General features: G+C 34.9%; 9 protein-coding genes. 3 read left to right on the forward strand and 6 right to left on the reverse strand.

The window, feature by feature from the left end:
• Positions 1-362: 362 nt before the first annotated feature.
• The 3 genes from ABFR62_03875 to ABFR62_03885 all read left to right on the forward strand — a co-directional run bounded on the left by ABFR62_03875 (position 363) and on the right by ABFR62_03885 (position 4,314).
• A complete protein-coding gene (locus tag ABFR62_03875) occupies positions 363-965 on the forward strand; it encodes a thymidine kinase (GenBank protein MEN8137549.1) in 603 nt (200 codons plus the stop codon).
• Between the two features lie 220 nt (positions 966-1,185).
• Entirely contained in the window at positions 1,186-1,824 is a 639-nt protein-coding gene (locus ABFR62_03880; GenBank protein MEN8137550.1) for a hypothetical protein, read from the forward strand.
• Positions 1,825-1,851: 27 nt separating this feature from the next.
• A complete protein-coding gene (locus tag ABFR62_03885; GenBank protein MEN8137551.1) occupies positions 1,852-4,314 on the forward strand; it encodes a bifunctional UDP-N-acetylmuramoyl-tripeptide:D-alanyl-D-alanine ligase/alanine racemase in 2,463 nt (820 codons plus the stop codon).
• 59 nt (positions 4,315-4,373) lie between these two features.
• Here the strand turns inward: ABFR62_03885 and ABFR62_03890 are convergent, their stop codons facing one another.
• The 6 genes from ABFR62_03890 to ABFR62_03915 form a co-directional block, all read right to left on the reverse strand.
• A complete protein-coding gene (locus tag ABFR62_03890) occupies positions 4,374-5,690 on the reverse strand; it encodes a hypothetical protein (protein ID MEN8137552.1) in 1,317 nt (438 codons plus the stop codon).
• A gap of 5 nt (positions 5,691-5,695) precedes the next feature.
• The gene (locus ABFR62_03895) at positions 5,696-6,607 is read right to left on the reverse strand and encodes a hypothetical protein (protein MEN8137553.1); all 912 of its coding nucleotides are present in this window, start codon (positions 6,605-6,607) and stop codon (positions 5,696-5,698) included.
• A 2-nt stretch (positions 6,608-6,609) separates the two neighbouring features.
• Positions 6,610-7,992 carry a RagB/SusD family nutrient uptake outer membrane protein gene (locus tag ABFR62_03900; GenBank protein MEN8137554.1) on the reverse strand — a complete coding sequence of 461 codons (1,383 nt, stop codon included), beginning with the start codon at positions 7,990-7,992 and terminating at the stop codon, positions 6,610-6,612.
• A 10-nt stretch (positions 7,993-8,002) separates the two neighbouring features.
• Positions 8,003-10,963 carry a TonB-dependent receptor gene (locus tag ABFR62_03905; protein ID MEN8137555.1) on the reverse strand — a complete coding sequence of 987 codons (2,961 nt, stop codon included), beginning with the start codon at positions 10,961-10,963 and terminating at the stop codon, positions 8,003-8,005.
• Positions 10,964-11,031: 68 nt separating this feature from the next.
• Entirely contained in the window at positions 11,032-18,507 is a 7,476-nt protein-coding gene (locus tag ABFR62_03910) for a S8 family serine peptidase (GenBank protein ID MEN8137556.1), read from the reverse strand.
• A 271-nt stretch (positions 18,508-18,778) separates the two neighbouring features.
• Positions 18,779-26,437, reverse strand: a complete 7,659-nt coding sequence (locus ABFR62_03915; protein MEN8137557.1) for a S8 family serine peptidase — start codon at positions 26,435-26,437, stop codon at positions 18,779-18,781.
• Positions 26,438-26,669: the final 232 nt, after the last annotated feature.

Raw genomic sequence — 26,669 nt, forward strand, 5'->3', positions numbered from 1 at the left:
ATGAATGGTTCATTTGTAATAATTGTTTTTCAGTGGTCAAATGGTACATTCATGTATTTAGATACCACAAATTAACGAAATTGTACCCATGAATGGTTCATTTGTAAATAATTTGTTTTTCATTGGTCAAATGGTACATTCATGTATTTATGATACCACAAATATATCTTCTTCCTATAATTTGTTGAAAACTTTCCTTTTAAGCCGCGATGTTTAACACTTTATCATTTGATAATTATTAATTTTACACCCTCAAAAACAGCAGCGTATTTAAGCATAAATATAGGCAAAGTTAAAACTAGTTTTAACTGCATTAAATATATAAAAAAATAATTTCCGCTTAGCGGGTTGAAAAGTACAAAATGTTTCTCGAAAATACAGTAAATCATACAGAACAGAAAGGTTGGATTGAAGTTATTACCGGTTCAATGTTTTCAGGAAAGACTGAAGAGTTGATTCGCAGGCTAAAAAGGGCGAAAATAGCAAAGCAGAAAGTTGAAATTTTTAAACCTGCAATCGATACCAGATACGATGAAGAGAAAGTAGTTTCTCACGACTCAAACGAAATTCACTCTACTCCGGTGCCTGCAGCTGCAAATATTCCATTACTTGCCGATGATGTTGATGTAGTTGGAATTGACGAAGCACAGTTTTTCGACAGTGAAATTGTTGAAGTTTGTAATCATCTTGCCAATAGAGGTATCAGAGTAATTGTTGCCGGATTGGATATGGATTTCAAAGGTCAGCCATTTGGACCAATGCCATTTCTTATGGCAACAGCAGAATACGTTACAAAGGTTCATGCGGTTTGTTCAAAAACAGGGAATCTGGCCCATTACAGTCACAGAACCGATGCCAGCGACGATTTAGTTCTGCTGGGCGAAATAAACGAATACGAACCACTTAGCAGAGCTGCATATTTCGAAGCGATGAACAGTAAGAAAAATGTTGAAGAAGAAGTTTAACTTTATATTCTACATATTTTATAAAATCCTCTATTTTACCGATAGAGGATTTTTTTTGTGCCTTTGTAAGACCTACACATAAGGTTACCGACAAACAAAAATTCATAAAAGACCGGAATATGTATAATTATACTAATTTAGACAAGATTTTCACAAATGAAGAATTGGATTAACCCATAACATGCTGGTATTTCCGAAATACTGCGAAACAAAAAATACCATGTCTGAAAAATACCAAAATAAATACCGTGTAAAATCCCATAGAATGCCAGGTTGGGATTATTCGGATAATGGGTACTATTACATTACCATTGTTTCCCAAAACAGGGTGTCTAATTTAGGTAAAATAGATAATAATGAAATGGTATTGTCTGATTTTGGTATAATTGTAAAGACCGAATTTTTAAAATCATTTGAAATACGAAACGAATTATTTTTAGGTGAATGTATTATCATGCCAAATCATATCCATGCCATAATAATTTTAAATAAATCGGAATTGGATGATTTGTTGGTGAATGATGATTTGTTGGTGAATGTAGAGACGCACGGCCGTGCGTCTCTACATAATCACAACCATAACCGTACAAACAACCCAATACCACCAATCAGAAAACCAAAATCGATATCGTCATTTATTGCGGGTTTTAAATCGGCAGTGAACACAAAAATTGATAATTATATTGATGAAAACAATTTAGATATTCCGAAATACAACAGAAAAAATCATTTTTTTCAATCAAACTATCACGACCGTATTATCCGTGATGATGCAGAATATAACAGGATTAAGAATTATATCATTAATAATCCTAAAAATTGGAATAATGATAGATTTAATAATTATTCCAATTTTTAGGATTCAAAACCAAATTTTATAATTACAATGACCAAAAATCAATATTCGATAAAAGATATAGCCGGTATAATTGATGCTGATTTTATAGGCGATGAAAACTATAAAATAAACAACTTAAGTATCGATAGCCGTAAATCGGGGAACAATTCCAAAACCTTGTTTTTTGCATTAGAAACCCCAAACAACGACGGTCATAAATATATAGACGAACTGATATTGAAAGGAACATTGAGTTTTGTGGTGAACAAACTCCCCGATAATATAAATAAATCGGCAAATTATATAGTTGTAAAAAACAGTTTCGATGCCCTTAAAAATCTGGCGAGGTGGAAAAGAGAAAACTCAAATATAAAAACAGTTGCAATAACCGGCAGTAACGGAAAAACTATTGTCAAGGAATGGCTGTATCAGCTTCTGCAAAACGATTTCAACATAGTACGAAGTCCTAAGAGTTATAACTCGCAAATTGGTGTTCCATTATCGGTTTGGGGGATCAATAAAGAAAATAATCTGGGAATTTTCGAAGTGGGAATATCAAAACCCGGAGAAATGGATGTATTACAGAAAATTGTGAAGCCGCAAATTGGAATATTTACAAATATTGGAAGTGCACATTCCGAAAACTTTATTTCCCGGAAACAAAAAATTGAAGAAAAGATTAAGCTTTTTAAGAACGCCGAAAAGCTCATTTTTAAAGATGATGCAGAACTCGGAATGATTATTAAAAATTCTGATTTACTTAAAAACGTTAAAAAACTTTCGTGGGCTTTCCGAACAAAAGCCGATTTGCAGATACTCGGAGTGTTAAAAGGTAGCTCGGCAACAACAATAACAGGACTTTTCAACGCTAAAGTTTATACTGTTGAAATTCCATTTACAGACGAAGCATCTGTTGAAAATGCAATAACTTCGTGGTTGCTAATGCTTGACTTTGGATATGACAACGACGAAATTAAGAAACGAATCAAAAAATTGACCCCTATTGAGATGCGACTGGAACAACTCGAGGGTAATAACAACTGCACAATAATAAACGACGGATACAGTCTCGATGTTGATTCTCTGAAAATAGCGTTAGACTTTCTTGACACGCAGTTTCAACACAGCGAAAGAACTGTAATTATTTCTAATATCGAACAGCATAAAGAGGATACCGGTCTTTTATACGAAGAAACAGGACGTTTAATAGAACAACATAAAATAAATAAGGTAATTCTTGTAGGATCAGAAATTTCGCGATATAAAAATAAGTTTCACGCAAAATATATCCACTGCTTTAACAGTACTGCAGACCTTGTATCGGGTATCGACAAAACAGATCTTAACAATGAAGTAGTATTGGTGAAAGGTGCAAGATCTTTTCGTTTCGAGAAAATCGTAACACTTCTTGCCAAAAAATCACATGATACCGTTTTGGAAGTTAATCTTTCGGGAATAGTGAGAAACCTCAACTTCTATAAAAGCCGGCTCAAAGCGGAAACTAAAGTTATGGTTATGGTAAAAGCCTTTTCCTATGGCGGTGGAAGTTATGAGATAGCTAATATTCTTCAATATCACAATGTTGATTATCTGGCTGTGGCATATGCCGATGAAGGGAAAGCTCTACGCGAATCAGGAATAAGTACTCCTATTTTGGTCTTAAACCCCGAAGTTTCGAGTTATGCAACTCTAATAGAATACAATCTGGAGCCCGAAATATACAGTTTAAGGGTATTAAATGAATTTTTAAAGGTACTTGGCGACAGAAATTTTTCTGTCCATCTAAAAATAGATACCGGAATGCACAGACTTGGATTTATGGAAAATGATATTGACTTATTGACTGATACCATAAACCGGAATAAAAACATTGAGGTTAAATCCATTTTCTCACACCTTTCGGCAGCCGATGACCTGTTGGAGACGGAATTTACAGAATCACAGGCAAATAAATTATTTTCAATATCAAAGAAGATAAGCGATGCCATTAAGTTCAAACCATTGGTTCATTTGCTAAACAGTGCGGGGATAATTAATTATCCTGAATATCAATTTAACATGGTTCGCATAGGCCTGGGACTTCACGGGATCACAAAAAACGAAGAAGCCCAGCAATTTTTAGAACCTATTACAAAGCTCAATACAGTTATTTCACAAATCAGAACTATCGAAAAAGGAGAAAGTGTCGGTTACAACAGGGAATTTACTGCGAAAAAAACAATGAAGATAGCAACCTTGCCAATAGGATATGCCGATGGAATTGACCGCAGGTGGGGAAATGAGATTGGCGGGGTAGTAATTAACAATAAAAGAGCTGCAATAATTGGCATCATTGCCATGGACATGATGATGGTTGATGTAAGTGATATTAGCTGTGAAGAAGGAGATGCAGTTGAAATATTTGGCAATAATATTACTGTTTCGGAAATTGCTGAGAAGATAGGGACTATTCCATACGAAATTCTGACAAAGATTTCGCCGAGGGTAAAGCGGGTATATTATCAGGAATAAAAAAACAGCCTTTAAGTAAAAACCTAAAGGCTGCTAATATTATACAATAATTGTACTAATTATTTTCCTGCAATAAAACTTCTTATAGCTTCAGTATACTCAGTTTCTGTAACTACTGAGTTTGTAGAAGCAGCTGCCCCTTCAACTTTAGTATAGTTTGTTACAACTTCGGCAGCAGCACCAAGTAAATCGATATACACCTGGTAAGATACATAGAACGACTTGTCTGAGATATTGTAATTTCCACTATTACCTCCAGCATCTACAGTAGGGCGATAGTATACACGGTGTTGATAAGCACCTTCAGGGTCTCCTACATGAAATTTCCCATCCTCTTCATCGAAGTACAGAGCAGTTTCGAATGTTTCGAATGTTATACCTCCATTTTCGAAATCGAAAGCGAAATCTAAATCAGAATGATATCCAAAAATACCTCCTAAAAGCACAGAGCTTTCGCTACAACCTTTTAACTTAACATCGTACTGGTATGATGAACCTGAAATTGTTCCTCCAACAAAGTTGAATACTGTATTTACTCCAAGGAAAGTACTCATAACTTCATTATAGTTATAATCCTTCATAGTAAATAAATAATCGATATATTCGAATTCTTCACCATTATGATACCATCCTATTTCTTGTGAACTGTTTCCTGCTGCATCAGCAAAAGAACCCTCTGCAGAAAATAGAACTAATATATTCCCACAATCAAATTGATATTCGCTTAAATCAACAGTTACACTATTACCAAAAACAGTCACATCTCCTATTAATACATTTACAGATTTAGTAACCTCAGGAAGATCTCCTTCGTTTAGTTTAACACTATGTACCTGCATATTGAAACTACCAGGAACAAGAATCACATCTTCATTAAAAAATAATTCAATAACAGGCGATGTATTAGTTTCTGTTCCTGAAGGAGGATTAGAATACTCAGCTTTTAATATAGGACCGGTAATATCTTCAACAACAACAGTATCAACAACTACGGGAGTAATTTCGTCATTAATATTACGTATAAGTGAATAAACATAATACTTAGGAGAACCAGCAATAGTATCGTTAAACACTTTGTTATCTCCAATTATTTCGAAACTACCATTTTTAAGTGCATCAACACTACCTGATATTAACTGATAAGCATCAGGAGTAGCAATTAACTCACTTGAGATAGCGTAAAACATCTCTCCGTCTGTACTTGTAGATACATCCATTGTTAACGCAATGTTACCACCCGATTCTGCAACAGTTGTATCAGAATAAACAATAGTGTGAGCATCTACGATTGTAGGATTAAAATCGGCAGCATTTTCCTTATTACAGGAAAATATTGCTGCTGACATAATCAATGCGATTATATATATTTTTTTCATAGTTATTAATTTTTAGTGTAAGTAGTAGTTCCGAACCAATCGAAGAATCCTGTAGCAGCAGCCGAATTCACGTAGAATCCATACTTACTAATAGTCACAGTACCATCGGCATTAATAGTACCAACAATATCCCTTTTAGTATCTACAACTCTTTCTCCATCGATAACTTCTACATAAACAACATATACCTTACCATAAGTCTCGTCGGTTGCAATTACCTGACCTGCCTTAATTGTAAATGTATTAGCTTCTAAATCAACTGAAGCTCTAATATCGTTGTAATCAAATCCTTCCCAGAAACCTCTAATATCGAGTTCAGTATTAGAACCTCTTACGGGTAAAAATGTTGATTCCCATGTACTAGTTTCCTCAAAACGATTAGAATAACCTTCAACATTGTAAGTTCCAAACAAGTGAGCTAAAGGATGTTCATCATCAATAATATCAACTATATGAGTATTAGCTTCAACTCCTCCAATTCCAATATTAACATCCGAATTGCTTATATTGGCAATATTAATCTCTATAACTTTATCTCCACCTACTACATCATTATCGATTGTAACAATTTCGAGATAATTATAAACATCTGTTCCATCTAATCGGAAATCATCTTTGTTTAGTACAATAAAATGTTCCCCTTCAACTGCTGTACTGTCAAAGCTAAATTCAACTGAAACATTAAGGTCTTTATTGTTAGTTGTAAGATAAACTGGAATTCGAACAGTATCTACAACATCGTAAACAAGAGTATCTAATCCAACAATTTCAGTAATTTCAACGCCTTCAGTTAAGGTAGAACTTCTACCCTCAAAAGCTACATGCATTACATTATCCGGTAATTTATAATCGGGCTTTTCACAAGAAGAAGCCACGAAAATCAATGCTAATGCTATAAATTTAATTAATTTCTTCATGATTAATATCCGTTATTTTGTTTCATATTATCGTTTGCAAATAGTTCATCCTGTGGTATAGGCAGATACATGAATTTATGACTATCCGTGTTAAGAACCTTATATTCTGGTATTAATTCAATATCCTCATCTAAACGCTCTATACCTTCATTGAATCGTTTTAAATCGAACCAACGGTGTCCTTCGTAAGCTAATTCTAAACGACGTTCGCTAAGAATACTCTCCAAAGCAATATCATCCGAATTGAAAACTACATCAACATTTCCTTCTATTCTATTAGAACGGAGTCTATTATAATCGTCAGCAGAAAGAGATAATTCTCCTGATCGTGCATAAGCTTCGGATCTAATTAAATATTGCTCAGATATTCTAAATAGTTTAGTTAAAGCAAGACCAGTATTAGTTTCAGTACCTAAATATTTTGCTACAACCAACTCTCCATCAGCTCTAACATTATAAATTACACTATTTCTAATGTCATTTTCATTAGCAGAAACTTCGTTTACTATACTGTATGATGGGTGGAATTGAATATTCCCATTTAGGTATGAAGTAAACATATCGCCTAATCTTATATTCTCGTTAGGTAAATATTCATAAGCCCAAATAATCTCAGTATCATCCTCGTCTGACCATAATTTATTATAGTTTGCTATAGTACTTAAGTTGTAGTTTTGAATCGACATAGAACTGAACTCAATAGCTTTAGTATAATCTTGCTTATAAAGATATAAACGAGACAACATTGCCACTACAGCATCTTTAGTAATTCTAGTCTTATCGTCTAAAGACTCTGGCATTAATTCGTATGCTTTTAATAGATCAGCTTCAATACCATTATAACTCTCTATAACAGATAATCGAGCTGGTGTTTCGATCCCTGATTTGGTAACATAAGGAACTCCAAATTCACTAGAAAGATTATTATACTCGCCAAATAAACGCAATAGCTCGAAGTGCATATATCCTCGAAGTGCATGCGCTTCGGCTTTATACTGTGCCAGTTTTTCCTCTTCAGAAGCAGAACTCGCTTTAACATTTCCAACACCTTCTAATAATTTATTCACAATAAGAATTGGGAAGAATCTAGAACTCCAATTTCCTGATGCCTCATTAGTACTAGAATTAATAGTCCATGTGTGTATTTGAACACCACCACCAGTATTTGTAGATGCTAAACGAAGATCATCACCAATACGAGAAGAAATTTCTATTGGTCCAAAAGTTGGCATAGAACCATATGCACCAATCATCATCTTATTGGCATCATCAACTGTAGTCAACACATCCTCATCAAGAATAACATCTTGATGATCGATATCTAAACTACAAGAACCAAGTGTTAGTCCAACTATAACAGATATATATTTTATTATATTTTTCATTTTCAACAAATTAGAAGTTAACATCTAAACCAAATGTAAAGATTGTAGGTGTAGGATATTCATACTGTGCAATGTTGTTATCATCTTCAGGATCGAATCCTGTCCAGCTTGTCCATGTTAGCAAGTTTTGAACTCGTCCGTAAACCCTAAGTTTTTGCATTTTAACCTTACTTGCTATTGCATTAGGAACATTATACCCAATACTTATATCGCGAAGCTTAAGGAAAGAAGCATCTTCGATAAATTTAGAAGTAAACTCAAGATTATAACTCTTACCCTGAATATCTGTAATATCACCCGGTTCTTTCCAAATATCATTCATTTCGGTTGACATATTGAACTGAGTAAAATTGTGGTTTTCCTGGAAGAAACGCTGATTATTAAAACGTTTAAATCCTGTTTGGAAAGAGAACATCATATTAAAATCGAAACCTTTCCAGCTCATGTTTGTTCCAATACCTCCAATTGACGGTGGAATATAAGTTCCAAAATTTGCAACATTATTATCTGCAGAATATACAGCTGTAACATTACCATCTTTATCATAATAAAGTGGAGCACCTGTTGCATAATCGACTCCTGCCCATCCAACAATATAATGAGTACCAAGAGATAAACCTTCACGTATAATCGCGGTTCCATCCTCAAACTCATTAACTTGTCCTAAATCAGTTATCTCGTTTTTGTTATATGCATAATTTGCAAATACACCCCATTTAAAATCGCCTGTAAGTATATCGTAATTTACATCTAACTCAATACCTTTATTCTCCATAGAACCGGCATTATACATTATAGAAGAAAATCCTGTAGTTCTAGACAAATTATAGCTAACAAAGTTATTAGTAACCTTTTCGTGATAAAGTTCAACAGAAGCTCTTAAGCGAGACTCAAACATAGAACTTTCTAAACCTAAGTTAGATTTATGAGAAGTTTCCCATACCAGATCCTGATTACCTAAAGTTGCCGGTAGGTAACCTTGTTCTCCTCTATAGCTCCCTGTTCTCCAAGTAAAATCTTTTTGGGTAGGACCTATTGGTCTTTTATTTCCTGTTACTCCATAAGAAGCTTTAACCTTAAGATCATTAATAATATCTATTTCTTCGATAAATGATTCTTTTCCGGCATTCCATATAAATCCTACTGAACCTAACTTAGCCCAGCGATTCTCCTTCGTAAATTTAGACGATGCATCCATACGGAAGTTTCCTCTAATTGTATATTTTTCGTTATAAGTATAACGGGCATCAAAAAAGTAAGACAATAAAACTTCTCTATATCTACCTCCCTTAATAACAGACGGTGCATTAAAAAGGTTTCCATCATCATCAATTGATGCCGGCGATAATGAAGCTGGAGAACCATTTAGTTTCTCTGACACTCCATAACCCTGATACCCAAAAGATTCATAATTACTCTCTACCCATTCTTGTCCAAGCATCAAACCTATATTGTGTTTATCTTCGATGTACTTATTATAAGAAAGAAGGTTAGTAAAAGTAGAATTAATCCCATCGGCATAAGATTGCGACAAACTACCTGTTTTATAATCATCGTTCTGCCCAAACCATGTAGTTGGATTTGTAGAATATTTACTTACAGTTTTTGTATTATCTATACCATACAAAGTTTTAAAAGACAACTCATCAGTAATATCCCATGTTAAAGAAAACGAACCAACCATTTTTAAGTCTTCGTAAGATCGCGTATTCTCAACAAGGTTCTGATAGTTACGAGCTGCATACGAATCACTTTCCAAGGTAAGGCTACCATCTTCGTGATACAATTTTTCGTAAGGATTAGCTAAATACGCAGTGGCAAATACATTTCTAAGGTTTACTGAACCTTCAGCTGAAATTTCATTAACAGCTGCACTACCAATCGACATATTTGCACCAACAGTAAGGTTATCGTACAATTTATGTTTAAAGTTGAATCGACCCGTGATACGTTCCAAATCAGAGCTTAATGCAATTCCTTCCTGATCGAAGTAAGAAATAGACATAAAGTACTGTGTTTTTTGAGAACCACCTGAGGCACTTAATTCGTGCTGCTTAGTAATACCATTTCGTGTAAAAATATCAGTCCAGTTTGTATTGATATTTGAAAGACGCTGCCATTCCAGACTGCCTTCTTCAATATCAGCTCCAGGACCTCTACCTACATATTTTTCGAAAAGCAACTTTTCCTCCGAGTTCATCAAAGGAGTTTTCATATCGTTTCGTTTAGAGTAACCATAGTTAAAACGATAGTTAATCTTTGTTTTCCCTTCGCTACCTTTTTTAGTTGTAATTACAATTACACCATTTGTACCACGAGATCCATATATAGCAGTAGCTGAAGCATCCTTAAGTACCGAAAATGATGCAAAATCATTAGGGTTTAACGCTGCAAAATCACGACCGCTAATCTGAACTCCGTCCATAATATATAATGGATCGGCACCACCGGAAATAGATGAAGCACCACGAATACGTACAGAAGAAGCTGCACCGGGCTGTCCCGAACCACTTGTTACCTGTAATCCGGCTGCTCTACCCTGCAAAGCCTGGTCGAACGATGCAACAGGTACTTGCTCTAATTCAGAAGCATCAACAACAGTAATAGACCCAGCAATAGTAGCACGTGTTTCTTTAGCATATCCAGTTACAACAACCTCTTCCAAAGCTGTAGCATCAGGATCCAAAATCATATTAACGGTAGTACCGGTAACTTCTACTACTTTAGTTGTGAAACCAATAAAAGAGAAGCTCAATTCATCTCCCTGATTGGCAGTAATACTATAATTACCATCAAAATCGGTTGAAGTACCATTAGTCGTTCCCACAACTACAATACTAACTCCCGGCATAGTAAGTCCATCTTCCGACGATGTAACTACTCCGGAAACTGTAATCTCCTGAGCCATTGTGGCCAAAGGAGACATTAAGACAATAAAAACTGCCAAAATCCGTGTAAAATTTAACCTCATATTCATAATTTATTTGTGATTAGGAAAGGTCTAGTTGCTTAAAAAGCAACTAGACCTTTATTCTTTTATTACTGTTTTATCATTTTATTTATCGATTTTCCCTCTTCGCCTATAAGTTCTACCATGTAAATACCACTATTAAGTTCCTTTACAGACTTACGCAATTCTTTATTATTAACATCGCTTGTAAACGATTTTACAACTGCTCCACTTACATCATAAATATTTACTGTAATCAACTTATCGTCTAATCCATGTAAAGAAATAATTAGATCGTCGGCAACTGGATTTGGATATATTTCCCACTTGTGGGCTAATAAATCATCCATGCCTAAAACATTATTTACAACAACAGTTTTTGTTACACTATTTGCTTCACCTTCTTCGTCAACAGCGGTAATATGGAATCTTGTAAATCCAACTTTTAAAGGTTCGATGATAATATTATCACCTGCTAAATACATTCTAGCAATAGACTCATCATCAACAGAAGTTGTAAAAGTCATTTCCTGTCCGTCAGGATCATTAAATATCTTATATCCACTAGTTTTGTAAATAGGGTTTTCGTAATTTAATTGAATACTAGAATCATCTACTACAACAGGAGCTCTGTTTACATTGTAAACTTCAACATTAAAGGTTTGTACACCTTCAATTCCTAACGCATCTCTTGTATTTATTTCGAACTCATTATCTCCCTGACTATCAAAATCGGGTCTATACTCGAACGAAAGGATTCCATTTTCGTATGATATACTTGCCTGCTTGTATTCTTTATTGAATTTAACATGTGATATTGCATCACCTTCAACATCTACGACCTTAATTTCGGCACGAAGAGTATCTCCCTCAAGTACTTTTAACTCATCAGTTAATTCTAATGCCGGAGACTGATTTCTACGTAAAATTACTTTTACATCTCCCTCAGGATTTACAGGATCGTTAGTAGAGATATTAAGTTTAACCTCATTTTGGGCATAAGCAACTCTATCAGGATACATCGTGATATTAATTGTTTCTCGCTCTCCCGGGTTAACTATTCCCTCAGCATTAGACAACTCTAGCCATTGCATACTTTCGTACTCTTTTTGAGCAGCTCTAACCATATAATGATACTCTTTAAAATCGGTAGCTTTCAAATCAATCCACGACTGTCCATCAAACACAAAAAATGTTTTATACAAGTCAGAATTCTTTATTTCGGCAACTCCCAAAGGGTATTCTGCTTCAATTGGATATGTAAATACCACATAGAATCTCTCGTAAGGCAATAAAACGATAGGCTCGCTAAGTTCGAAAGTTAATAAACTACCGGTATCATCTTCTGCATCAACCGAATTAGAAACAGTTTGAGTATGTACTACTTTTGCCGAAGCAATATCACTACCTGTACGTATTTCTATTTGAATATCAGCATTTAAAAGTGTACCCGCAACATACCATGTTTGAACATGCGACAATTTAAACCCTTCGTCTGGTGCAGTAAATGCAGTAGCAGCAGAAAAAGTATATGCTCCTCCAAAACCTAAACGGGTATCGGCCACAGTATTATTTTCATAAGATAATACATTGTAGAATGTCTCTTCATTACTACTGTATGGTACAGTTGACATATTAGTAACATCAGCACTCATTAATTCTGCATTAGCAGAAAATGGGACTATTGAAGACAATGCAACTTCGTCGCGTGTATAATCTATTTCTATCTGATATTTTAAATCCGATTTTCCATATCTATTCCCTATTCTAAACTCATCAGTAACAACATCATCTGTTGTTATAAGGTTGTAAATAGAATCTTTATCGAGTTTAAATACCGGAGGTCGCTTATAATCTGCCCTAATAGGAAGATTAAAAGTTCCTTCTCCATAATTGGTCTCAATTATTAAATTGTTGGTATAATCAACAGTTAAATATTCTTCTCTTACCGGATTAAGAGTAAGACGAATTTTTCCCGACCATGTACTCTCTGTATTAATACTGTATACGGGAACATCTGTTGTACTTGGAGTAATAAGAACCCACTCATCACGTGTCCAAAAATTACCTTTAACAAGATACTCTACTTTTATATCTTTATTATGTTCAAGTTGAAAGCCTGTAACCTCTAACGGTCTTTTTCCATCATTTGAGATTACAATATCCTTAACAATACCTTGAGAATAAACTCCAGGCATTACAACTCCGTAATCAACTGTATCTGACACCAATAAAGGATCTCCTGCAACATGTAAATGAAGGTTGAAATCTAACTTTTCGTTAAGAGGATCGTTTGTAAATATATTAAGTACATTATCGTAATCGCCTGCATATACCTGATTTGTATTAAGTACGAAATCGAATTCTTTCGATTGCCCTGCATCAACAGTATATTTATACGAAGGCGTAATCTCTACAGATACACCGGGCTTAAAGTAATGATCGTATGCTGCAATAATTATTTTTTCGCTTGCATCTTTATTTTTTATACCAATCTGACCAAGCCTTACATCTAATCTTCCTTCACTTTCATCGGTGTATCGGTTATACATAAACCTAATTCTTCCATCTTTTTGTAATACAAGCTGGAAACTGAAAGGTGGTGCACCACCATACGCGCTAGACATATCTCTCCACTCTATCACAAGTTTATCATCGTACTGACGGTAATAAACTCCAGTACCTGGGGTTAAGGAAAAATCCTGCCCACTAAAAAATGGTGCTATAGCATTATTCACATGATTGTCTTCTCCAAATACAGGAACAGTAGGAAACATCCAGACATCATCTCTTTCGGGCTTATCGAACGAAACAACTCCCGAGATACTAACATAAATTTTGCTATACTCCTCTCCATAAAACTCAAACGCAAAAGGGAGATCATACTCGTCCCAATATTTGCGTATATCGTGTTGTATTTCAAATTTGTTTTCCTCAGATAAATTATACCATATAAATGGTACATCAGAGCTATTATACGTAGATTTTACAATATAAGTAAACTCCGGTATCTCGGAAGGAGTATTTTCAGTACTAGTACCTTCAACATTTAATACCGTTGATGATCCAAAGGCTATTTCCAATGGAGATTTTCCATTATTAATAGCAGAAACTTTATGTACCTTTATTTGGTCAACTTCAAGAGTATCGGTAATCTCTGTTACAGAAAGAGCTAATTCCGGTGCTTCTAATATGTTAGCATCTATTGCAATAGGTATAGATGAATTATCGGAAGCTGTAAACTCCAATACATCATTTATAGATTTAACCACATCGCTATTTAAAACTACTCTTGCATATAAAACCTGTCTTGGTTTTATAGTAACAGGTAACTCTCCAATATACTGAGAATCTGAATTTAAAGACGTAACAGAAATAATATCTATCGGCTTATCTCCACTATTACTAATTTCAACAACATCGCTTACTTCCTTATTATGGAGAACATCGCCAAACGAAATAGTATTTTTATTGCTATTTAATATTGCTGTTCCTCCCGATGTAACGTTAACATTAACTTCTATAGCATTAGCAACACTATATGTATCGTTAGCAAAGATATTTAACCTTTCGGTAAAAGAACCTTCGTTAAGTTTAGTTTCATCTAAAGTAAAAACTACGTTAACCGAATCGCCAACCGAAACTATCCCAGAGGCATTCTCTACATTTTTAATTAGTTTAACACCAGGGCTATATATATTGATTATTGTACCCCCTTTGGTCGGAGCTTTAATATCTTCGTCTTTACGCCCTTGAATAAACAGACCGCCAGTTTTTATCTCATTTTCTATCGCTACATAGTAATCGTCCTGTAATGAAGAGTCTAAACCATCCATTTTATCGTAAACAAAACTAATATTACCATTGTCGAACATTACTATTTGGAAAGTAATATTAACATCGTCGTTATCATTACTAGATCGGAAATTACTGTATTGAACAATAACTTTACCTAATTCATGTTTTACATAAACCTTTCCCGTTATAGCTATAATAGGATATCTCATACGAAGTCCGGCAATATAACCATCAGGACTATAAGAGTTATAAGTGAATGCATTTCCAAGTCCTCCTGCAAAATTAAAACTTAGCAATCCTTGAGGTGTAACTTTTATTATATCGTATGATTTACCAAAGAAAGGAAATTCAAATCCCAGATTTAAATCGTAATACAACCCTCCCGACTTAAAGAAATCGGTAATATCTGTTCCTGTTTCAGAAACATCATTAAACACATAAGCTTCGGGGTATTGTACCGTTTCGTAAGTATAACCTAAATTAGATGATCCACTTAAGTTTACATCTTCGATATGTGAAAGATCACCATATCCCGAAAGTCCATATTGTAAAGGATAGCTCCCTGTATTTCTAACAACAATTGTGTCAGTTATTATATCACCAACAGTAACATTATCGTAGGTGAAATCAGTTTGTTTTATATCGATAACAGCAGGATCTAATCCAACTCCGAAAACATTAAACGAATACAAATCGCCATTTGTACTTTCTAATGATATAACTGAGTTATGACTTCCCGCAGATTCAGGAGTAAATTCAATCTGAATATTAGAATCACTCCTTCCCGGAACAGATACATTAGACACAACTTTGAATTGAGGATTGGAAGAATTAACTGCTGCTGCAACAAATGCTCCAAAACCAACATTTCTTATATCAATGGTAGCTGTAGTAGAAAGTCCCCTAAATTCATTTCCACAATCTATAATAGAAGGTGTATTTAAAACGGGTTTGTGATCTCTAACTACAGTTCTTAAATTAACTCTATGAAATGGATTCTCTTCGTCGTTCGACTTAAATACCATATTAGAATAATATACCCCATTTACTAAGCGAGATGCATCTACAGCATAGCTAATTTCACTTTCTCCTTGTCCAAATATTTGTCCTTCTTCGGGTGTAACTGTAACATAATCGTACCATGGGTCTAAATGCGATTCAGCTGTAACAGCCCATACAAAAGAAGGAGATTCTATTGCAGAAGTTAATGAAGACCATGTTTTCCCCATATCGCTACTATACAAACAGTTTGATGATTTTGAATCATCTATACCCGGGTAAATTCCAAATGGGAACAAGTTTCCTGATGGTGAATGGAATACAATCCAAAAAGTTTCTCCTTTTTCGAAAAACAAACCTTCTGTTAGTCCAATAATTCTAAGACTCGCCATATTCTCACTATTACTGGAAAGAGAAGGGTGTTCGTTATCGGAATAAATAAGGTTTTCTTTTAACATAGATTCTCCCTTATAAACTTCAATTATAAAGTTTCCATCTTCCTCATCACCACGTAAAGTTGCATGTACACGAGTTAAATTAAATCCATCTTCATCATCAACTACAAATTTGGTAGCACTGGAGTTAGTATTAGTCGAATCGAGTTCTCCAATAAAATATGAAGGATAAGTATTATTATAATAACGCTTTGTTTGATTTTCCCACATTAATGATGGAAGAGGAATTACGTTTTCCGGTTTCTTCTCTCCATCTACTCTTTCTAGTTTTGCCTCTATTGTTGGATTAGTAACACTAAAGTTTTCGGGATATTCTACACTGAATACTGAAGCATTCGAGAAATAATGACGATGATCTAATTCCCAGTTTAAAACACCTTCTCCTTGGTTGTATAGAGTAAATACTCCATTACTTGATTCAGGATCAAGAACACTAACAGTTTTTTCTATGTCTGTAACTTCAGTAGCAATTACTGGTCCTGAATTTGTTTGTCCACTTACAATATTGGAAATTTCAGAAATATTACCCCATTTATCGGATGCTAAAACTGCAAAATAATAACTTGTATTTTCTTCTAACCTTAGTGCTTCGGCAATAACAATGTCTCCCAACTCTCTAGTAGAATTGTCTACAACTGTATATTCTAAACTCAGTATATTTTCTTGTGTTATTATACTATCAGATGCAAAAAGCAAGAATTTAGACGGTGTTTCATCATCTACATCAGCAGGTACTGTCCATTGAGCAACAGCAAAATCCTTTGACGTTCCTAAAATAGTAAGATCTGTTACCGCTTCGGGAGGTGTGCTCTCGTTAATTTGAAGTGCGGCAGCTGCATCTATTAAACCACTACCCAATTTACCTATGTCACTAGGATTACTATCATCTATATTTCTACCCGAAGTAATAATACGAGTTTTTAAATCTACATTTGTAAATAAATCCGACCCGTATTTAGATACAACCAAAGCTGCGATCCCCGAAACATGAGGACAAGCCATTGAGGTACCCTGCATATATCCATAACCATCGCCTGTTGTAGTAGAAAGAATCATAGCACGTGCCCCGAAAGTCATATCTCCACCGGGAGCAGTTACATCTACCCATGTTCCATAGTTAGAATAAGGTGCTCTTCTAAAAGTTGTTCCGGTAGCTGACACTGCAACCGTATTTTCGTAATACCCGGGATAGTGAAGTCCTTCGATTCCTGAATTTCCTGCAGCAAAAAATACTACTCCTCCTTTCATTGGACTTTCAGAGTAATTTCCTGCTTCTTCATTAAAATAATCAATGGCATCAAGAACTATTTGATCATATACACCATCTTGTTGGTATCCCCATGAATTCTGTGAAATAACAGCTCCATTATCTGCTCCATAAATTATAGCTTCGGCATAATTTCCATTCCCGGCATCAGTAAAAATCTGACATGACATTAATTTTGCGCCATCTCCGTTTCCGCTACCTCCGGCAACACCTGCTACACCTATACCATTGTTATTAACTGCAGCAACAGTTCCGGCAACGTGTGTACCATGTTCATGAGCTATAATTTGCCCTTTATTATCAACAAAGTTATATCCATTTATATCGTCTATATAACCATTATTATCATCATCAACACCTTCTTCGCCATATAGCTCAGCTTCATTAACCCAAATATTGGCTTTCAAATCGGAATGACCTACATCGATACCACCATCAACAATAGCAACAATAACATTATTACTACCAGATGTTTCTTTCCATGCATCATATAAATTAATATCGGAACCTTCGCTATATCCCTCTTCTTCGCCTGTATTGTGGTAATGCCATTGATCGGCCAAATACGGATCGTTGGTAGGAAGTCCTTCCTGAGTAGATGCTAAACCAGCTTCTACAACCGGACTATCACCTAATACTATAATACTTACAGGCTCGGCAGTTAATACAGTTCCCGATAACTTAAATCTTTCCGTTACAACATTTATATCTGTGTTTCTATCGAGATCTAATTCGTACCATAAATGCAAGCCATGCTTAACGTGCTTACTTTCGTGCTTACCGGCATTTGGAAACACTCGTTTCATATTTACAACACTAAACTCTTTGTTTAGTATATCTAATTTAGATACGCCTGTTTCTACAATTCCAAATGAATTTGGTGTAGCTTTAAATTTACTGGATACAACTAATTCAATATCCTGTTTTAATTTTAATCTTACCTTCCCATTTTCAAAACCACTGTTTTGACCAAATGAAAAATTAGACAATAAAACAAATACCAATATCGAAAATAATCTACTGGCAAATAGTAATTTTTTTATCATAAGAGGCAGGGTTTGTTTCAATGAATTGTTTCTATTAGATTCTATACTTCATACTCTTTCACTCACTTTCTAAGTGGTAAAAAAACAAGGGTTTAAGATTTATTCAAAATAAAGGGCATTATAATATCTATACATCTCAAAAAAACATGCCCTACATTACCTATACATAAACCCATATACACCTATACTACAATAGATTACAATAATCTCAATATTGTTATTAAAATAGGCGTCTCAACTTATATATAGAGATGATTGAGACGCCTATTAATTAGTTTTTTATCATTTTATTCATCGATCGTCCGTTGTTTCCAACAAGCTCAACCATGTAAACTCCGCTACTCAACTTGCTTACCGGCACAGATATCTTATTGTTTTCTACATCATAAGTAAATGACTTAACAACGGTACCACTCAGATCGTAAATATTAACTCTAACTTCCCCCTCCTCTTCAATCTCATTTAGAGAAATAACCATGTCGTTTATAACAGGGTTTGGATATATTTCCCATTGTGTAGCCAAAAACTCTTCCTCACTTAAAAAAGAGTTAACAACAATATTTTTTGTTGTAACTGTTTTAGCACCATCTGTATCGATAGCAGTAAGCTCAATTTTAGAGAATCCTGTTTTCTTTGGATGAACTATGAATCCACCTACTGACATAAACAGTTCTGCAACTTCTTTATCACCAATTATCTCAGCTTTAAAAGACATGTCCTGACCATCAGGATCCATAAATATATCATTGAACTTAGATTGGTATTGCGGATTATCAATATCGATAATTATGTGACTGTCATCAACAACAATTGGTCCATGTGGAACATTTAGTACCTCAACATAAAACACTCTTGTTGATTTAGTATTTAAGTCATCCTCGGTATAAACTTCAAATTTTTGTATTCCGGCATCCATATATGTTGGAGAATAGCTAAAGAAAACAGAGTCATTAGCAAAACTGAAACTTGTATTTTCATACTCCGGCATTGTTACACTTTTAACTCCATTACCTTCAACATCTTCCACCTTAAATGAAATGTCGATTGTTTCTCCTTCGTACAACGAATAATCTTCATCTGCAAAAATTTCAGGCCCCTGATTCTTGCGTAAGCTAACTAATACATCCTCCTGTTTATTTTGAGGATCGTCTGTATTGAAAGTTAGAGTAACATTGTTATTTGGTCTTTTAGCCCTTTCAGGGTAAAATGTTAAAAGAATATCTTTTTGAGCACCAGCCATAAGACTTCCTTCTATTTCGGAAAGCTCTAACCAGTTAACATTTTCTGCTTCTTTTTCAGCTGCTCGTACTAATAGTCCAACATTTGCTAAACTTGCTATTTCCTGAACGTCGAACCATTTTTCCATATAATAAATGAAATAAGTGTTTGGCTTATTCTCTACAGTAGTTACCCCCTGAGGCATCTGTATCTCTATAGGATATGTAAACACTAAAAAGAATTTTTCATAAGGCATAAACAAAATTGGTTCGCTTAGTTCGAAATCGAGCAAAGAACCTACAATATCTGCTTCTTCAACTGTATGATTAAACACTTCGCTATATTGAATTGTAGAACTTTCTAAAGAAGTACCTACTCTAATTTCAACCTTGATATCTGAATTCAAATGTTCATCCGGCACATACCATGTTTGAACATTAGAAAGTTTGAACCCATCTTCAGGAGCAGTAAACGCAGTAGCAACTGTTAAAGCATAAGCTCCACCAACACCAATTGCATTATTAGCAGCTTCGGCTTCTTCGTAAGCTAATACTCTGTTGTAATCGTTTTGGGCTTTAGCACCATAATAAGCATCAGTATTAAGAGATTTTTTTTCTACTGTTAACTCTCCTGTAGCAAACATTGGTTCTATAAGCGTATTAGCTACAGATGTTCTATTATAATCAAGGCTCATCGAATAATCTAATTCCGATTGTCCTTCTACATTTCCTATAGTAATCTTATCGTTTATAACGGTATTATCGAAAACGATATGTGAAATTTCATTTTTATCGATCGTAAATACAGGTGGTAACTTATATTCTACACTAATTGGCATTTCTGCACTACCTGTTCCAAAATCGGTTGTCATTACAAGTTTATTACTATAACCTGCATCAACAAAGCTTGGTGTTTCCGGAGTTAAAACAAGTCGGAAAGGACCAAATTCACTACCCGGATCGATATCGAAATTATTAGAAAAATATCCATTTGGAAGATCTACCCAAAGATATCTTCCTCTATCTACTACTCTTGCCTGAAGCACAATATCATTATCATTAAGAAGTCCTACGTTCCTGATGTTCATTCTCCTTGTACCAGAATTTTCGATATAAAACTCTTTATAATAAGTGTTTTTTTCGGGTGATAATATCACTTCTCCAAAATCTAATACTTCACTTAATGTAACTTCTGCTTCTCCGCTAATAGAAATGTTGGCAGGAATATCAAGCACACTATTAAGGGCACTATTGTTAGAAATAGTTAAATACTCATTAAAATCACCAGCATACCTCTCTTTGGCGTTGAAAGCAATATCGTAAGTTTTTGATGCACCGGCAGCCAAAATTTCTTTTTTGGCAGGATAGAACTCAACAGCTACGTCTTTTCCGGCAAATTTTTGGTAATACGAAACTTGAACAAACTCTGTTGCATCGTGATTCTCTATTCCAACATTACCGTACATCGCTTTTAAAGCATCGTGAGTAAATGGTGAACGGTATTGTATTTTAAACCTTCCATCATTAAATATTATTATCTGGTAATCGAAAGGAATAGATGCAGGAGCAAAAAACTCTCTCCATTCAATTACAAATTTGTCATCATATTGTTTATAGAAAACACCTGATCTTTCGGGCTGATCTTCCCATCGCTGGTAAGTTGTTGGTGAAAAATATGGTGCTATACAATTGTTTACATTATCAAGTACCCCCATCTTCTCTGAATACTTAATAAAGTGCATTTTTTGTTCAGGTTCGTCAAACGAAACTGCACCTTGCAGACCTACCCATAATTTTGAATATTTCTGTTGATAAAACTCAAATTCAAAAGGAAGATCTATTTGATACCAATATTCACTAACTCCATCAGTAAAAAACGGAACTTTACTTTCTGCTCCTACATCTATCCAGTTATATGTAGCAGGATGATCGTCATAAGTAGTTTTATAAGCATAAGTAAACTCTTCTATTTCGGTACTAGTTGCGCTAACTTCATTATCTACAGGATATACAAGCGATGTACCAATAATAGCATAATCGAGTTGAGCCTGTCCTGTATTTTCGATAGTTAGAGCTTCTGTTTTTACCTCTCCAGGATTTAATAATACATTAAACTCATTAACCGAAACACTAACGTTTGGTCCCTCAATAATATTACCTGCAAAATTTACTGTATATACATTCCCCTCACTATCGTTAATAAGAAGTTTATCTGAAATTGCTGCAATGACATCAGTTGCTACCGAATATTCGATATACATTGTTTGCCCGGGTTTAACTTCTACATCATTATCCCCATTATATACTATCTGTCCGTTTTCGGAATTAATTGTAGTTATGGTTAAGGGTTTACTCCCTGTGTTTAATAACTGAACTACTCCATTTTCAACTTTATTCTGGAATACACTACCTAATTGAACTAATTCGTTTGAAAGTTCCAACCCGGCAACTCCTCCCTGGTTGGCTTCAATTTGTACTTCAATAAATTTACCTCTGTTGAAAGGATCGTTTGATAAAACTGACACCATCTCGCGATGACTTCCTTCTACAAGCTGTTCTCTATTTACTGTAAATACAACATCTTGCGATTTTCCAGGTAAAATAATCCCCTTACCCTCTGTAACATCTTTTATCAAGTTGCTACCCGGGCTTTGAATATATATTATTCTTTTTTCTCCAACATGTGTTTCTCCAGGCTGAAATCTACTTTGAAGAAATACACCATCATCTTTTGCTCTGTTTTCAACTGCAGCATAGACATTTTTATAACTGTCAGGATTTAAACCTTGTAATTTGTCGTAGATAAATTTAATATCACCATTATCGTATAAAACAATTTGATAAGTATATTCTACACCATCTTGACTACTAATACTGTTTACATCAGTGTATTGAACAGTAAAACTACCTAAACCTTTCTTATATGTTATTTTACCTTGAGTTGCTATAGAAAGCTCTGAAGCAAAAGCACACATATATCCATCAGGGTTATATTTATCGCGATAAGACATTGTTGCGTTAAACTTCCCATCGGTACCCAGTGTTAACATACTTCTTTTGGTGATATATAACTGTCTTAGCTTCTCTCCGAAATATGGAAAATCAAAACCAAGATCTACTTCAACAAATTCGTTAAGACCATCATTTTTAAACTCGTGGGTAACATCAACACCTGTTTCTGAAATATCATTAAATACGTATCCTACGGGATAATCGTACGATCCCATAGCATATCCATATTTCTGAACTTGAACATTAGTCCCAATCCAATCTATATGGCTCAAATCGTCGGCGAAATTTGTAAAACCAAATTGTAATGGATATTCTCCAGTGTTAGTAATGGTTACAGTATCTTTTAACTCTTCTACACCGTTAATATCTACATCGCTATAAGTTAACACGTTTGGATAATACTCCATGCTTGCAGGAGCAGCTCCAACACCGAAAACATTAAACTCATAAACATCACCTTTATAACCCGTTAAAGTTATAACTCCATTATCGTTTCCTGTTCCATCTGGAATATAAGTAACATCAATAACTCCCTTGCTACGAGCCGGGATATCGAAATAAGTATCATTTATTTCGAAAACTGATGGATTTGATGAAACAAGTGAAGAGCCTTTAAAACGTCCATATCCATTGTTTACAAGTTCTACTTGAATAGTCTTACTTAAACCATGAAATATATTTCCGTATTCAACAATATTTTGTGAACTAATTACAGGTTTGTGTCCCGAAACATCAAGTGTTATAGGTATTTTGTAAAATGGAGCTTCACTGTCGTTCGACATTACAACAACATTCGACTTATAGGTTCCATTAACCATTTTTGAGGCATCGTAATCTACTACAACCTCATTTTGTCCTAAAGCAGCAACCTCTCCCTGATTTGGAGTTAAAGTAATGTAAGTTTCAAGTTTTTCCTGCTTACTATAAGCCTTAACAGCCCAAACATAACCTGGGTCGTTAACCGCGGCTTCCATTGTTTGCCAAGTTTCTCCCTGATTAAAGCTCATAAGACAATTTCCTGAAAACTCAGGACTAGCTTCCGGCCTAACTCCTAAAGGATATAAATTACCACTAGGTACGTGATAAACTACCCAAAAGATATCACCCTTCTCGAAGAATAATTGTTCTTTAAGTGTATGCGGAAAATCTTGTATCTGATTCTCTTTATAAGCCATTAAGCCATCAGAAACATTAGTGCTATTACAAGTATAAATTAAGTTCTCTTTTTCGATAGAACTACCTTTATAAATCTCAATAATCGCAGGTCCATCTTCTTTATCTAGCCACATTAGAGCCGCTACAGTAGTTAGGTTGAACCCTTCCTCTTCGGTTACATAGAATCTGGTAGCCATTGAATTTGCTACAGTAGTATCATTTTCTCCAATGAAATATGGAGAAGTTCCGGGAGGATAATACTGTTTTTGTGAAGCCTCCCATTCTGCAGGCGATGCAGATGCAATTTCAGCTATATTCTGTTCAAACATTGATACTGAAGCATCGGAGTTTGTCACAATAGTTTGCAGTGCAGGATACTCTAACGATTGGGTAGAATATAAACGAGATACATCGCGCACTTCGGCATCCCAACGTAAATAACCTGTTTTTGTATTTAAAATATTAAAAGACTCTGTTCCGTAAGCTGAATTACTTGCATCAACACCTACAATTAGATTGTCTTTATCGCTCGATATTCCAGGTCCCTCATTAGTTGTTTCATTTACCACATTAGACATTTCTGAACGATTTCCCCATCGGTCAATGGCAACAACTGTAAAATAATAATTAGTTAAACCCTTTAAGCCTTCTATTTCGTGCATAACTTCATCTCCTACAAGTTTTTCGTCATTAGAAACAAATGAACTTAAGGCTGAAGATATATTTTCTTGTGTTATTTCATTTTCAGACCAATGCACACTATAGGCAATAGGAGTTTCATCATCATCATCTACAGGAACATCCCACGAAAGAACTACAAAATCCTTTGAAATACCACGTATTGCAAGGTTGTTAATTTTATTTGGTGGAGAACCGGCATTTACTTCAAGAGTTCTTTTAGCATCAATTAAACCTGAACCAAGTTTTCCTATATAAATTTCATTATTGTGTGATTCTATATCGACTACACCTGTTAGAATACGGCTTTTTAGCTCTTCGCTAGTAAAAGCGTTTCCTCCAAATTCGGAAATTACTAATGCTGCAATACCTGAAACGTGTGGACAAGCCATCGACGTTCCTTGCATTAATTGATAGTTATTATTACTTGTTGTACTTAAAACTCCATGTTTAAAACCCATCCCTAGGTTTCCTCCTGGAGCAGTAATATCAACCCAAGTACCGTAGTTAGAATAAGGCGCTTTTACAAAATTTGGACCAATCGAAGCCACTGAAACTGTACCGGGATAATATGCAGGATAACTCTCTGCCTCTGTTGAAGCATTTCCTGCTGCAAAAATCACTATCCCTCCTTTCATTTTACTTCCTTCGTAATTACCTGCTTCTGCAACAAAATAATCTATAGCATCCAAAACAGCCTGTTCGTAAACCCCAACCTGAGTATAAGACCATGAGTTTTGTGAAATATTTGCTCCGATATCGGCACCATAAGCAATAGCGTTAGCAAAATTAGCCTGACCATTTTCATTATCAAAAATCTGACACGATACTAATTTCACTCCATCGTTGTTTCCACTACCACCGGCTACACCAGCGCCTCCTACTCCATTATTGTTCACAGCAGAAACAGTACCGGCAACGTGTGTACCATGATCATGTGCAGTAATATTCCCGCTATTTTCTATAAAATTGAATCCGTTAACATCATCAATAAAACCATTATTATCATCATCAACACCAGGCTCTCCGTTAAACTCTGCCTCATTAACCCACATATTTGCGGCTAAATCTTCATGATCAACATCAATACCTCCATCTACAACAGCAACAACAACATCGCTACTACCTTTTACAATCTCCCATGCTTCGAAAAGGTTAATGTCAGATCCCGGTATAGAATTACTGATGCTTCCATCATTATTATAGTGCCACTGATCCGATAAATACGGATCGTTCAATGGTAATGCATTAGGTTCTGCCGAAGCTACCCCAGCATCTACCATCAGGTAATCTCCCAATGTTTTTATATGGATAGGTTCTGCCGATACAACAGCAGCAGTCGACGAATATCTTTCAGATACTTTCTTTAAATCAGCTTCATTATCAACTTCAAGCTCGTACCATAAATGTAAGCCGTGCTTAATATGTTTAGACTCGTGCTTCCCGGCATATGGGAAAACCCGCTTCATCTTAGTAACTTTAAATTTACTGTTTAATGCATCTAATTGATAATTCCCTGTTTCAATTATATCGCCGTAAGAGCTAACTCTTGCTTTAAGTACACCGACAACTTCAACCTCTACTTGTCTGTTTAATTTCACCCGAATTTTACGAGGGACAAAACCTTCGTTATCCTGTGCAAAAGAAGTTAATGTAAAAAATAACATCCCGGTTATTACAAATAACCTTTTAAATAAACGCTTTAAATCTTTCACCTTTGATGCCGGTTTTATATTGCTACTATCATCTATCCCAAAATTGCTATTTGAAACAACATTCGATTTCTCAAGTTTATCCAATAAAGATTTTAAAGCTTCTGACTGCTCTTTGCCCTGCTCTAAAATTTCTTCTATTTCATCTTCTTTCATTATGATGCAGATATAGGTTCTGAATTACAAAAATGTTAATTAGAGATTCAATTGGTTGATAATATCAGTTATATTATACCTACAACAATAGACTACAGTATTACTTTATCTATACAAAATACCGCTTACAGTTGATTTTAAGCGTATTATGCAAAAACACTGTATTATGGCTCCCTTTATCTTTTGGAAGAGATATTAGGATATACGTTAAATATGAGATGCGTATTATTGC

The organism is Bacteroidota bacterium, assembly GCA_039714315.1.
Classification (GTDB): Bacteria; Bacteroidota; Bacteroidia; order Flavobacteriales; family JADGDT01; genus JADGDT01.